The following is a 13,041-nucleotide window of genomic DNA, read 5'->3' on the forward strand; positions in this document are numbered from 1 at the left end:
CGTCCGTCCGTCGTCATTTCGGGAACACCACAGTCTTGGAGCCGTTCAGAAGCACCCGGTCCTCGATATGCCAGGCGATCGCCTGCGCCAGCACGCGGCGCTCGATGTCGCGGCCCTTGCGCACCAGATCGTCTGGCGTATCGGCATGGCTGACATGCTCGACGTCCTGGCTGATGATCGGACCCTCGTCGAGATCCCCGGTGATGTAGTGCGCTGTCGCGCCGATCATCTTGACGCCGCGCTCATGCGCCTGGTGATAAGGCTTGGCGCCCTTGAAGCCGGGCAGGAAGGAATGATGGATGTTGATGCAGCGCCCCGACAGATACTCGGCGAATTCGTCCGACAGGATCTGCATGTAGCGCGCCAGCACCACCAGTTCGGCCCCGGTCTCCTCGATCACCGCCTTGATGCGCGCTTCCTGCTCGCGCCGGTTTTCCCTTGTGACCGGGAAATGATGGTAGGGGATGCCGTTATGCAGCGTCAGGTTCAGCACCTCGCTCGGATGGTTGGAGACGATGCCGGCAACCTCCATGTTCAACTCGCCGATGCGCGTGCGGTAGAGCAGGTCTCCCATGCAATGGTCGAATTTCGACACGAGGATGAGCACGCGCCGGGGAGCGCCGGCCGGACGCAGCGTCCAGTCGAAGCCGAACAGCGCCACATCCTCGGCAAATCCCTCCTCCAAGGCCTCGACCGGCGCCTCGAGCTCGAAGGCGACGCGCATGAAGAACCTGCCGGTCATCGCGTCGTCGAACTGATGTGCCTCGGTGATGTTGCCGCCGAGCGCCGCCAGGCGGCCGGCGACGGCGGCGACGATGCCGGGCCGGTTGTCGCAGCTCAGGGTGAGGATCCAGTCGCTCATGTCAGCCCTGGCCAAAGATGACGCCGTCGAACAGCTTGCGCGCCGTGCGCAGGATCGCCGCGCGCGCGACCGCGCCGTCCTGCATGGTGGCGATCACGCTCATCTCGCCGCTCGGATGCTCGATCGACAGGTGCTTTTCGTCGCCGTCCGGAACCGCCGCCTGTTCTGCCGCCGGCCCTTCCGGCAGCAGGCAGGCGGTGGCGACGCTGACGGCGCCGAGCACGCCGATCGAGGAATGGCAGCGATGCGGAATGAAGCTGCGCGTCGAGATGGCGCCGCCGGCGCGCGGGGCGGAGACCATGGTCATCTTCGGCACGGATTTCTCCGCCACGTCGCCGAGATTCATCATCGGCCCGGCAGCCAGCCGGATCGCTTCCAGCCGCGCGCGCAGCGCTTCGTCCGCCTCCAGCTCGGCCGGCGTCTCGTCGCCGGCGATACCCATGTCCTCCGCCTTCAGCACAACGGCCGGCATGCCGTTGTCGATCAGCGTGCAGGCGGTGCCTTCCACCGTGTCGACGGCATTTCCGGTCGGCAGCAGCGCTCCGCAGGACGAGCCCGCCGTGTCCTCGAAGGCGATCGGGATGGCAGCCGCCGTGCCCGGCACGCCGTCGATGCGCGCACCGCCCTCATAGGTCACGCGCCCTCCCGGCGTCGCCACCGTGGCCACGGCGAGTTGGCCGGTGTTCTCCATGAAGATGCGCACCTCGGTCTGCCCGTCGCGCGCCGGCACCAGGCCGCGCTCGATGGCGAATGGTGCGACGCCGGCCAGGATATTGCCGCAGTTCTGGCTGTCGGTGACGATGGGACGGTCGACAAAGACCTGCAGGAACAGATAGTCGACATCGGCCTCCGCCCGCGCCGAGCGCCTCACCACCGCGACCTTGGAGGTCAGCGGATCGCCGCCGCCCATGCCGTCGATCTGGCGCGGATCGGGCGAACCCATGGCCCGCAGGAGGAAAGCATCGCGGTCCTCCGGCAGGTCGTCCGCCAGGAAGTAGCCGCCCTTGGAGGTGCCGCCGCGCATCCACACGCAGCGCACGCCGTCGGCCGGCGACAAGCGATGCTCAGACATATTTCAGCCCTTTCTCGGCCAGCCGGGCACGCATGTCGTAGATGTCGAGGCCCAGTTCGCCGGCGGCCAGCCGCTTGCGCTTGGCCTCCTCATTGGCGATGCGCGCCTCGGCCTTCTCCAGCACCGAAGTCGCCTCCTCGCGCGCCACCACGCAGACCCCGTCGTCGTCTGCGACGATCACGTCGCCCGGCCGCACATGGGCGCCGGCGCACACGATCGGCACGTTCACCGAGCCCAGCGTCTCCTTCACCGTCCCCTGCGCATGCACGACCTTGGACCAGACCGGACAGCCCATGCGCGTCAGGTCGGCGATATCGCGGACGCCGGCATCGATGACGAGGCCAAGGCCCCCGCGCGCTTGCATGGAGGTGGCCAGAAGATCGCCGAAATATCCGTCCTCCGAGGGCGAGGTGGGCGCCAGCACCAGCACGTCGCCGGCCTTCACCTGCTCGATGGCCACATGGAGCATCCAGTTGTCGCCCGGTGGAGCGGAGATCGTCACCGCCGAACCGCCGACCGCCGCGCCCCGGTAGATCGGCGTCATATAGGATGCCAGCAGGCCCTTGCGCCCCTGCGCCTCATGCACCGTCGCCACCCCGCAGGCGCCCAGCCGCCGCACGATGTCGGGGTCGGCGCGCTCGATGTTCTGTACAACGATGCCGGCCATCACAGTTCATCCACGGTGCGCGGAAAGACCGACTGGAAGCCCTCGGCATGGGTGGCCGCGCGCCCGCCCGCCTGGCCGCCGGAGTTTCGGCGGAAATGATTGCCGCGATTGACGGCGACGTTGGTGTAGTAGTCCCACAGGTGCTCCTGGCCCTGCATGCACTCGATCGCGGCGCGCTTCTTGTCCCACACCGCGGAAATGTCGAGGAAGACGTCGGGCTTCCAGCCCATCTGCTCGGTCTGGTGCGGCTCGAAGAGATAAAGCTGCGGCGCGCCCAGCACCTTCTCTCCCGGATTGTGGCCCCAGGCCTGGGCGATCATGCGCGTTTCCAGCGCCACCTGCGTCGCATACATGTGATCGGTGTTGTAGGGGTCGTACTGCGAATGGCTCAGCATGAAGGCAGGCTGGACGGCCCGGATGACGTCGACCAGCCGGTACTTGGCCTCGCGGTCCATCTCCAGCGGGTAGTCGCCGAGATCGAAGAACCGGATGTCGTGGACGCCGAGCGCGGTGGCGGCGTTCTCCGCCTCCTTGCGCCGCGCCGCCTTGACCTTGTCCAACGTCATGCCTTCCTGCTTCCACAGCTTGGCGCTTTCGCCGCGCTCGCCATAGGAAAGGCAGACGACCGTCACCTCGTAGCCCTTGTCCTGATGCAGTGCGATCGCGCCGCCGCAGCGCCAGACGAAATCCGCCGAATGGGCGCTTATCACTAGTGCGGTCTTGGCCATATGCTCTCCTTGTTTCCGCTTCTAATCCTCGCCCACGGGCGGCGTGCCGTGGGTGTGAAAGGTCTCGATCGTCTTCAGCCCCCAGGCCTGGCCCTTCCTGCGCTCGGCCTCCGTCCAGGTGATCGTCTTCCAGTCGGGCCGCAGGATGAGGCGGGCGCCGGCATTGGCCACCTCCACCCGGTTGCCGGCCGGCTCCCATACGTAGAGAAAGAAGGTTCCCTGGATCGCGTGCTTGTGCGGTCCGGTCTCGATATGGACGCCGTTCTCCAGAAAGATGTCGGCGGCCCGCAGCACGTCCTCGCGCTGGTCCACCGCATAGGTGATGTGGTGGAAGCGGCCGCGCGCGCCGGAGTGATCCTGCGTGTAGGCCACGTCGTAGCTCTTGTTGTTGACCGTGAACCAGCAGCCGCCGAGGCGCCCGCTGTCGAGCTGGATCTGCTCGGTGACGCGGGCGCCCAGCGCCCTCGTCATGAAGTCGCGGATCGCGTCCACGTCCTGCGCCAGGAGGTTGAAATGGTCGAGCCGGCGCGGGCACACGCCGCGGCCGTGATATTTCTGGGCGATGTTCTTCAGGGCCGGCTTCTGGTCCTCGGGCGGCTCGTAGTCGCGGGTCTCGTAATAGAGTTCGAAAACATGGCCGTCCGGATCGGTGAAGCGATAGGCGCGGCCGTGCCCGAGATCGCCGTCCACCCAACCGATGCCGCAACCCATCGCCTCGATCGCCTTCACCCGCCGCTCCAGTGCCTCGGGCGAGGAGGCGCGGTAGCCTACATGGCCGAGCCCGGTGGTCTCGTGCCGCGTCAGCTTCAGCGTGTGATACTCGTAATCGTCGAAGGCGCGCAGATAGACGCTGTCGCCCTCGCGCCCGCTCTCGGTCAGCCCATAGACACGGGTGAAGAAGTCGAGACTTTCCTCGAACCGGTCGGAGTAGATCTCCAGATGCCCCAGATGGGCCACGTCGTAGCAGGGTTCACTCATCTCGCTCGCGGATCTCCTCAGTTGATCATGGTGTTCGGCAGCAGAAGAACGATCTGCGGAAAGGCGACGAGCAGCGCCAGCGCCGCCAGCATTGCCAGCCAGAAGGGAAAGACGCCGGCGAAGATCCTGCCGAGCGGCACATCGCGCGCCACCGATTTCACGATGAAGACATTCACCCCGACAGGCGGCGAGATCAGCCCCATCTCGAGGGTCAGCACGACCAGCACTCCGAACCAGATCGGGTCGAAGCCGAGCTGCATGATCACCGGGAAGAAGATCGGCATGGTCAGCACCAGCATGGCAAAGCCTTCCAGGAAGCAGCCAAGCACAAGATAGCAGGCAAGGATCACCACCAGTACGCCCATGGGCGGCATCTGCAGGGCGGCCAGGAACTCGCCCAGCGCCTGCGGGATCTGGCTGAGCGCCAGGAAGGGGTTGATCATGTGCGCGGAAATCAGGATCAGCATGACCGTGGCCGTGGTCACCACCGAATCCCGCGTCGCGCTCCACAGCGCGCGCAGCGAAAGCTTTCCCAGCGCCGCGCCCACCAGTATCACCAGCCCCGCCCCCACCGCCGCCGCCTCGACGGGCGAGAAGATGCCGCCATAGATGCCGCCGATGGTCAGGAGGATGATGCCGAGAATGGGCGCAGCGCCGCCTATCGCCTGCGCCTTCTGCGACAGGCTGGTGCGCGGGCCGGCCGGACCGAGCTTCGGGTTCACCAGGCACAGAAGGCTGATCGTCAGCACGAACAGCGTCAAGAGCAGCAGGCCGGGCAGGACCCCGGCCAGGAACAGCCGCCCGATGGATTGCTGGGTCAGGATGGCATAGATGACGAAGCCCGTGGAGGGCGGGATGAGAATGCCGAGCGTGCCGCCGGCCGCCACCACGCCGGTCGAAAGGCGCGAATCGTAGTTGAAGCGGTCCATCTCCGCGAGCGACACCTTGCCCATGGTCAGCGCGGAGGCGACGGACGAGCCCGACAGCGCGGCGAAACCGCCGCAGCCGATGACGGTGGCCGAGGCGAGCCCGCCGCGGATGGAGCCGATCACCGCATAGGCGGCGTCGTAGAGCCGCCGGCTCAGCCCCGCCTCGGTGGCGACGTTGCCCATCAGGATGAAGAGCGGCACCACGACCAGCTCGGCCGAGGAGGAGAGCGTGAAGGTCTCGGAGGCCATGAGGCTCATGGCCGCCATCGGACCGTTCAGGACGGCGATACCGACGAAGCCCACCGCGAACATGGCCAGCGCCACCGGCACGCGCAGCACGAGCAGCATGAGCAGGATCGCCATGCCCAGGGTGCCGATGGTCATGGAGCTCATACCAGCCGCCCCCCATGCGGGGCACTGGCGCCGCGCAGCACCATCTCCACCGCCCGCAGCAGCATTCCGAAGGCCGTGACGAGGGCGAAGGCGCTGAGCGTCCACTGGAACCAGTATTTGGGCAGCCCGATGATGTTGGTCGACAGGTTCAGCATCTGCGACAGCCTTGCGCTCTCGAATACCGTCCAGGCGATGCCGGCGAAGATGACGGCGCCCAGCAGCGCCGCGACGATATCCGTCCAGCGGTTCAGCCAGTGGGGAAAGGCGGGCTCGAACACGTCGACCGAGATGTGGCCGCCCAGCCTGTCGCAGAGCGCCATGCCGCCGAAGACGACGATGACCATCGTCATCTGCGAGATATCCTGCGCGCCCGCCAGGGGCACACCGAAATAGCGGCCGACGACGTCGGCCAGGATCACCACCACCTCGACCAGAAGGCCGATGGCGCCGATGATGGCGGACAGGCCGATCAGCCTGTCCGCAAGACGCCTGAGCCCGGTGAGCATGGGGCGCTCACTCTCCCCGCATGGCGGCGAAGACTTCCTCTGCGCCAAGCTCGGAGACCATCTTTTCCGTCACCGGAAGGGTCAACTCGCCGAAGGCTGCCGCCTCTTCATCGGTCAATTCGATCACCGTGTTGTCGCCGGAAGCTTTCAGCCCCTCGATGGTCTCGGCCGCGCGCGCCCGCCAGGCATCCTCGGCGCTCTTCGACAGGACGATGCCGGTATTGGCATCGATCGCCGCCTTGAAGCCGTCGGGAAGGCTGTCATACTTGGCCTGGTTCATCACCACGTAGAAGGTGATCTGGCCGAGCGGCGCCCCGATCGTGTAGCTGTTGGCCACCTCGTCGAGCTTGAAGTCCGCCACGGCCGAGGCTCCCGTGATGACCCCGTCGATCAGCCCGGTCTGCAGCGAATTGTATATCTCACCGGCAGGCATCTGCACCGGCGTCGCGCCCAGCGCTTCCACGAGCCGGCCCGCGATGGAGCCCGAGACGCGGATCTTCAGCCCCTTGAGATCGTCCGGCGTGCGGATCTCGTGGTCCTTCATGATGAAGATGTTGGGCTCCGACGTCCAAAGCGCCAGCGGCTTGGTGCCGGGAAACTCGCTGGCCAGGTGCTCGTCATAGGCGTTCCACAAAAGATCGTAGCCCATCATGCCGTCGGGGATGGCACCCGGCAATTCGGCGAGCATAGTCTTCGGGAACTGTGACGACGTATAGCCCTGCAGGCCCCACACGATGTCGGCGACACCCTGCACGACGCGCACATATTGCTCCAGCGGACCGGCGCCCAGTTCGCCGCCGGGATAGACCTGAACGGTGAGTTCCCCGTTCGTATCCGCCGACAGGCCCTCGGACAGAGGCTCGACGACCGAACTGGTCAAGACATGCGCCGGGGCGACGAAATGGGCGAACTTCAAGGTTTCAGCGGAGGCCGGAACGGCCGCGGCGGCCAAAAGTCCGGTCGTAAAGGCCAGAGTGGCCAAACCATGCGATAGCGATTTCCTGAACATGCGACTTCCTCCCTTTGTAAGCGCTGGCGGCGCAGGACGCCGTCCGCACGAACCGCCGGACTGTAACGCCTGTTTTGGCACAGCGAAGAATTCGTTCTGCTGCCTTCCCATAAGTTTTAGTTACAGATAATCGTCACCCGCCGCGGCGGCGCGGCACCGGTATCGCGGCGGGAGCAGTCGTCTTCCCTACGGCATCGGCCCGTCGATCGGCATCTATTTCCGGAAAGCACGATGCGTAGTTTCAAAGCGTTAGAGCGTCGTTTGTCCATCCGAATGGGCGCACGGCGCTCCAGCTATGCCATGGCGAAGCGTGAAGGCGCCGCCATGGCCGGCAGGGTATGATCGCCATTGAGAATAGGCAATCGCCCCTTCTTCTCTGGCGTCAGGCGGTCTTCCTCGTGCGCCAGCTTTCCGCATAGCTCTCGCGGGCTTCCCGGGCATAGGGAGTGGGCGAGACGCGCACGCGGATCTCGGCCTGCCGGTGCCTTTCGGTGGACGTCTTGCCGCTGCCGCCGTCCGGCTCCCCCCACACCAGCGTCAGCACGTCGCCCTCCTGCACGTCGTCGTCGACCACGCCCAGCGACAGCACGCAGCGCTCGTTGAAGCTGTAGCCGTTGAACATGGACAGACCGACGAGCTTGCCGTCGCGCAGGATCTTGTCGAAACCCGAAGAGGCATAGTTCGGCTGCGGGAAGTCGATCCACTTGTAGGGCACTTCGCCCGGCCGGAAGGCGGAGGCGATGACCTCGACCACGTCCTCGGCGTTCCACTCGAAGGTCACCTTCTTGCGGTGCGGCTGGTCCTTCATCTTCTCCAGTGCCTCGCGGCCGATGAAGTCGTGATCGTTCTTGATGTAGATCCCATAGCCGAGCGCGAAGGGCGAGGTGTAATAGTCGCGGATGTCGTCCGACACGAAACTGCCGCCGATCGCGCCGGTCGCCTCGTAGCCATTGGCGGGCAGCCACTCGCGGTATTCCTTCATGATGCCGTCGCCCGTGTAGATGGCCGGCAGCGGCGACGGGATCCAGCCCGATTCCAGCGTGTTGGTGGAATAGGCGCGGCTGCCGACCTGGTGCAGGTCGACGCCCGCCTCCTCGGCGGCGTTGAGGATCGCGTCGCGGATCTCGTCCTTCTCCGCATAGGGCCCCCAGATTTCCAGGCCCGGCGCGCCGGCCATGCCATGGCGCAGCGCCTGCACCCGGCGGCTGCCGATATTGATCCAGTCGACATGGAAGAACTTGATGTCCGGCAAGGGCCCGCCATGCATCTTCTCGAAAACCCGCGGAGCGTCGGGTCCCTGGATCTGGTAGCGGTAGTGGACGCGCTCCACCTTCTTGCCGTCGGGTCGCGAGGGCGAGCGCGGATCGCGCGTGATCTTCACGTCATGCTTGCCGCGCGAGCCATGGAACTCCACCCAATTGGCCGCCGGCGCGCGGCCGACGAGAATGAACTTGTCCTCGCGCTCGCGGAACATGATCATGTCGCCGATCACATAGCCTTCGGGCGTGACCGGAACGAAATGCTTGGCCCGGTTGGTGCCGAATTTGGCGAAACTGTTGATGGCCAGACCCTCGAGCAGCTTGGCCGCATCCGGTCCCTCGACGATCACCTCGTCCATGTGGTGCGACTGGTCGAACAGCACGGCCGAATCCCGCCAGGCGCGCTGCTCGTCGCGCCAGTTGGTGAACTCCGCCGCCACCACCGGGTATACATACATGCCGATTTTGGAATTCCGCAGAACCGGAACGATGTTGCCCTTTTCTTCCAAAATGCTCTGCAAGCTGGGTTTTGCCACGAGTTCTTCCTCCCTGTCGTGAAATACCATGTATACATTTCTCGCGCAGTCGGGCGGGATTTGCAAGCGGAAACCGCCCCTGTGTACACACGAGCGGGTCACCGGCAGAACCAGATCGCGGCTAGAGCGCCGTGCGTCTTTCAAGACGCACAAAGGACGCTCTAAACCATTGAATCTACGCATCGAGCTTCCCGAAAATCGAGTCCGGTTCTCGGGCCGATGCTGTAGAGGACCGCCGCCATCGAGGCGGGCGGCAGGCGCGCGCCGGGCCGCTCCGCGCTACACCACGACCAATGCCAGACCGGGCACGGTGCCGATCAGGCTGCGATCCTTGGACAGGACGTATTCGAGGTCGGCCCGCGCCGTGCGCGCATGCTCGCGCGCTATATGTTCGGCGCGCGCGCCTTCACGCGCAGCGATAGCGGCGACCAGCGCGCGGTGCTGCTCCTGCGCCAGGGGCAGCGACCGTCGGCGCGTGGCGAATTCCACCTTGTCCGGCAGAAAGGCCGAGGGCGAAGCGAATGGCAGCCGCTTCACGCGCTCCAGCTCGCGCCGCACGACTTCGCTGCCGACAAGCCCGGCAAGCTGGTCGTGGAAGCGCGCGTTCAATCGCGAATAGCCCTCGAAGTCCACGTCGCCGCCATCTTTGTCGAAACACAGATCGAGTTCGTCCACGGTGGCTCGGATGGCGGCCAGCGCTTCCGGCGCCACGCCACGCTCGGCGGCCAGCCGCGCTGCCGTACCTTCCAGCACGCCGCGCAGTTCGACCGCGTCGACGACGTCGGAAAAGCCGAAGGTCCGCACGACGAAGCCGCCGCCGCGGGCCCGGTCCAAAAGCCCCTCCTCCGCGAGCCGCGACATGGCCTCGCGCACGGGCGTGCGCGATATCTGCAGCAACTCCGCCAGCGGCACCTCGAACAGCCGCTGCCCGCCCGGCAGCTCGCCGCTCAGGATCCGCCTTCTGAGTTCGGTCAACGCCCTCATCGTATGGGTGGTGCTCGCAGTCTCCGCCATCTTCCGCAATTTCCCCTTCGCCTTCACCGCCAACGCGCGGCACGACCATGCCGCCAATCGCCGGAAGAATCCAGCCTCATTGTGCATACATGGAACGGAAGGTGACACCGCTCATCTCAAGATTCGTGACAATTATGTATGCAAAACCAGCGAATTTCCGGTTGATAAAGCCAAATCCTCGCTATATATCGGAATCTGTGTATACATGTCGGCAACTGCCCATGATCGAGATGTACGCAGATGGAGTCGTTGCGGTGCGCTGGCTCCGATCGTCGCCAAGGCAGGGCCGGAGAGTTGCTCAACCGCGGTGGCGGCGATGTGGCGTGGACGCGGGACCGACGGGAGGCGGAGACCATGATGCTCATGCAGGCGATCCGGAAGGGCCCTCGGCCCCGCACGCTCGATCTGATCGAGGATTATTCGCTGGAGATCACGGCGAAGGATGTCGACAATCTCGCCCAGGCGGCTCTGAAGATACCGGCAGGCACGCGCATATCGGTCACCTTCCTGCCCAATGAGGATTTGCAGGCCCGCATCGAGGCGGCAGCAACCGTCCGCCGGCTCGGCTTCGTGCCGGTGCCGCACATTTCGGCCCGCCGCCTGCGGTCGCAGCACGAGCTGGAAGGCTTCCTCGAAGCGCTGGCGCGCGAGGCGCGGATCGACGACGCATTCGTCGTCGCCGGCGACCCTCCCCGGCCTGAAGGTCCCTACGAGGATGCGCTCGCAGTCATCCGCAGCGGGCTCCTCGAAAAATACGGCATTCGGCACATCGGCATTTCCGGCTACCCGGAAGGTCACCCCGACATCGGGCCCGACAAGCTCATGCAGGCGATGCGCGACAAGCTGGCCCGGATCGAGGCGCAGGGTCTTGAGGCGTCCATCACCACGCAGTTCGGCTTCGACGCCGCGCCCATCCTCTCCTGGCTCGAACGCATCCGTGCGGCGGGCATCCATGAGCCGGTGCGCATCGGCGTGCCCGGTCCCTGCAATGTCGGCACGCTGTTGCGCTTTGCCGCGCGCTGCGGCGTCGGCGCTTCCGCCTCGGTCATGGCCAAATACGGCGTGTCGATCACCAGGGTCCTGTCGACGGCCGGCCCGGACCCGCTGGTCACGGCGCTCGCCGCAGGCCTCGATCCTGCCGTCCATGGCAGTGTCTCATTGCATCTCTATCCGTTCGGCGGGCTGCTCAAATCGGCGGAATGGGCCGAAGGCTTCATGAGCGCCCAGGCCGCCGCGACACGGTAAGGCAACCGCCGGAGCGCCGTTGGGCACCGTGAATGCACGGCGGCCGGCGTTCAGGAAGTGCCCGGCAAAGGCAGTGCCTGGCAGCCGGGACCGCTGCCGCGCTCACCGGCGGCCCCGAACCCTCCAATGTCTCAGGCCACGGCTTCGGGCGATGTGCCTGCGGCCCCGGCCGCCGCGCCGGCGGCGGCTGCCGTTGCATTGCAAATAGCCCGCGGATGGACCATAAAGGCCCGAGAAGCCCGGAAAGGGCACGCGCCATGAAGAACCACAGCCTGACGATATTTCTGCTCGCAATGATGCTGATTTTCATCGCTTCAGGTCTGCTGCTGTACTATCCGATTTGATCGCAATGCCTCGCGGATGTGGCTGGAGCTTCATCTTCAACGCTCGCTATCGGCCGGACATCGTGATATGGTCTTCACTAGACGCTGGGCCTGAACCCGCCCATGTCGCGGTGAGTTAATCCGGTATACCCTGCATGCGTCGGCCCTCCGCTTGGGCCTTCCCGTCTGGCGGCAACTCGATCTTTCACTGATAGCCCGGAACCCCGCACGCTCTGTCTGCAGGGTACGGAGTGCCCCGACCAGACGGACGTGACAAATGTTCAAACAACACGGCGGCAGCAAATTCGATGGACGCGACCGGCGCGAGTCCCAGACCGCCGAGCGGCGGATGCTGCTTTGGATCGCCGCCCTGGGCGGAATAATCGGCGTCTCGGTGGTTATTATCGTCGCCACGTTCTTATAGGACGAACTTCAGCTTCGACCGTTTCGCTCAGTTGGTTTCCCTCGAGGCGGCAGCGCAGATCCGTCCGCGCCGCCGCCTTGCAGGCGGAAGGCTCCTCAGGCCGGCGCCCGTTGCGGCCTGCGGTAGGTGCAAAGCGCCGCCCCGATTTCAAGAATGCCGAAGATCAGGTGCGGCCAGAAGACCTGGCTGCTGAATCCGAAGAGCCAGGGCGAGGCCGCGAGAAAAAGCCCGCCAAGAGCGTCGATGCCCAGGTGAACGGGCATTGGAATGAGCCGGACCAGCCCGAGCTCGTAATCGGTGAAAAGACTGTAGACGATGACCGCGAGCCCGACAATGACCGGCACCCACTGCGCAGCCTGGCCATCTGCGAATCCGAGCAGCCAGGGCAACACGATGAGCAGCAAGCCCATCGCGTAATCGAGAATGCCGTGAACCCGGGTTGGGATTATCTGCATCGTTCCCTCCTGTCCTGAGTTGAGTGACGCCGCGTCCGGCCGGTGACCCGCCAACTGTGGCGGTCACCAAAGGTTCCGGCCCTTTAAAATCGGTGTGCGGTCAGGTTTCCCTGGCGGACGGTCAGGTGAACGAAAAATCCCTTGCACGGGCGCGCGCATTTTCTATCATTGAGTTCCAAGGGAGGCTTTCATGGTAAACACCAGCACGAACAAGGTTCCCCCAGCCCTCAAGCAAGCACTGCAGGAATTCCTGCAACGGCGGCGAAGCGACCGGCCCGTCTCCATTGCGGACATGATGCAGCGCACCCGATACGCGCTGCCCGATCTTGCCTTGACCGATGACGAGTTGGAACGGGCCATCGCCGAGGAAATCGTCGATAGACACGGCAATATCGCCTTTGACAGGCACGACACCTCGCATTTGCGGCCGTCGAAAAACTGAAGGATCCGCTGCAGGCCAGGTCAGCCAGCGCAACTTTGCGCCGGATACAGCATCGGCCCGAAACGATTTTCGGGCCGGTGTGTGGATTCGCCGATGCGTAGATTCAAAAGTTGGAGCGCCCTTGCATAGCGTCCTCATGGACACCCGGCGCTCCGACCGTTCGGCGTGGCTGGAACATGTGGGCGGGACAAGTGTTCCG

At 65.2% G+C, this 13,041-nt stretch carries 14 protein-coding genes; 3 read left to right on the forward strand and 11 right to left on the reverse strand.

Going from position 1 to position 13,041, the window contains the following annotated elements; all coding sequences use genetic code 11:
• Positions 1–13: 13 nt before the first annotated feature.
• The 10 genes from purU to NTH_RS05655 form a co-directional block, all read right to left on the reverse strand.
• On the reverse strand, positions 14–862 hold the full coding sequence (purU, locus tag NTH_RS05610) for a formyltetrahydrofolate deformylase (RefSeq protein WP_338529099.1): 849 nt from the start codon (positions 860–862) through the stop codon (positions 14–16).
• 1 nt (position 863) lies between these two features.
• Positions 864–1,934: a 4-oxalomesaconate tautomerase gene (locus NTH_RS05615; protein ID WP_422392353.1), complete on the reverse strand. Its 1,071-nt coding sequence runs from the start codon at positions 1,932–1,934 to the stop codon at positions 864–866.
• On the reverse strand, positions 1,927–2,601 hold the full coding sequence (locus NTH_RS05620) for a 4-carboxy-4-hydroxy-2-oxoadipate aldolase/oxaloacetate decarboxylase (protein WP_338529100.1): 675 nt from the start codon (positions 2,599–2,601) through the stop codon (positions 1,927–1,929). Before NTH_RS05620 ends, NTH_RS05615 begins: the two co-directional genes overlap by 8 nt.
• Positions 2,601–3,329, reverse strand: a complete 729-nt coding sequence (locus NTH_RS05625; RefSeq protein ID WP_338529101.1) for a PIG-L deacetylase family protein — start codon at positions 3,327–3,329, stop codon at positions 2,601–2,603. The genes NTH_RS05620 and NTH_RS05625 overlap by 1 nt, the downstream gene beginning before the upstream one ends.
• A 21-nt stretch (positions 3,330–3,350) precedes the next feature.
• Complete coding sequence (locus tag NTH_RS05630; RefSeq protein ID WP_338529102.1) at positions 3,351–4,307, reverse strand: catechol 2,3-dioxygenase; 957 nt, start codon at positions 4,305–4,307, stop codon at positions 3,351–3,353.
• A gap of 17 nt (positions 4,308–4,324) precedes the next feature.
• A complete protein-coding gene (locus NTH_RS05635) occupies positions 4,325–5,620 on the reverse strand; it encodes a TRAP transporter large permease (RefSeq protein WP_338529103.1) in 1,296 nt (431 codons plus the stop codon).
• A 5-nt stretch (positions 5,621–5,625) separates the two neighbouring features.
• Entirely contained in the window at positions 5,626–6,135 is a 510-nt protein-coding gene (locus tag NTH_RS05640) for a TRAP transporter small permease (protein WP_338529104.1), read from the reverse strand.
• Between the two features lie 7 nt (positions 6,136–6,142).
• Positions 6,143–7,144: a TRAP transporter substrate-binding protein gene (locus tag NTH_RS05645; protein ID WP_338529105.1), complete on the reverse strand. Its 1,002-nt coding sequence runs from the start codon at positions 7,142–7,144 to the stop codon at positions 6,143–6,145.
• A gap of 382 nt (positions 7,145–7,526) precedes the next feature.
• Entirely contained in the window at positions 7,527–8,939 is a 1,413-nt protein-coding gene (gene ligM / locus NTH_RS05650; protein WP_338529106.1) for a vanillate/3-O-methylgallate O-demethylase, read from the reverse strand.
• A 279-nt stretch (positions 8,940–9,218) separates the two neighbouring features.
• A complete protein-coding gene (locus NTH_RS05655; protein ID WP_338529107.1) occupies positions 9,219–9,953 on the reverse strand; it encodes a GntR family transcriptional regulator in 735 nt (244 codons plus the stop codon).
• 354 nt (positions 9,954–10,307) lie between these two features.
• On the opposite strand from NTH_RS05655, the gene NTH_RS05660 reads away from it, so the two are divergent.
• Both NTH_RS05660 and NTH_RS05665 read left to right on the forward strand, forming a co-directional pair.
• A complete protein-coding gene (locus tag NTH_RS05660; RefSeq protein ID WP_338529108.1) occupies positions 10,308–11,198 on the forward strand; it encodes a methylenetetrahydrofolate reductase in 891 nt (296 codons plus the stop codon).
• A gap of 600 nt (positions 11,199–11,798) precedes the next feature.
• Positions 11,799–11,945, forward strand: coding sequence for a hypothetical protein (locus NTH_RS05665; protein ID WP_338529109.1), 147 nt, complete (start codon positions 11,799–11,801; stop codon positions 11,943–11,945).
• A gap of 95 nt (positions 11,946–12,040) precedes the next feature.
• On the opposite strand, the gene NTH_RS05670 is transcribed toward NTH_RS05665, so the two are convergent.
• Positions 12,041–12,400 carry an SPW repeat protein gene (locus NTH_RS05670; RefSeq protein ID WP_338529110.1) on the reverse strand — a complete coding sequence of 120 codons (360 nt, stop codon included), beginning with the start codon at positions 12,398–12,400 and terminating at the stop codon, positions 12,041–12,043.
• Positions 12,401–12,590: 190 nt separating this feature from the next.
• On the opposite strand from NTH_RS05670, the gene NTH_RS05675 reads away from it, so the two are divergent.
• On the forward strand, positions 12,591–12,842 hold the full coding sequence (locus NTH_RS05675) for a hypothetical protein (RefSeq protein WP_338529111.1): 252 nt from the start codon (positions 12,591–12,593) through the stop codon (positions 12,840–12,842).
• Positions 12,843–13,041: the final 199 nt, after the last annotated feature.

Origin of the sequence: Nitratireductor thuwali (assembly GCF_036621415.1) — a bacterium.
Lineage (GTDB): Bacteria > Pseudomonadota > Alphaproteobacteria > Rhizobiales > Rhizobiaceae > Chelativorans > Chelativorans thuwali.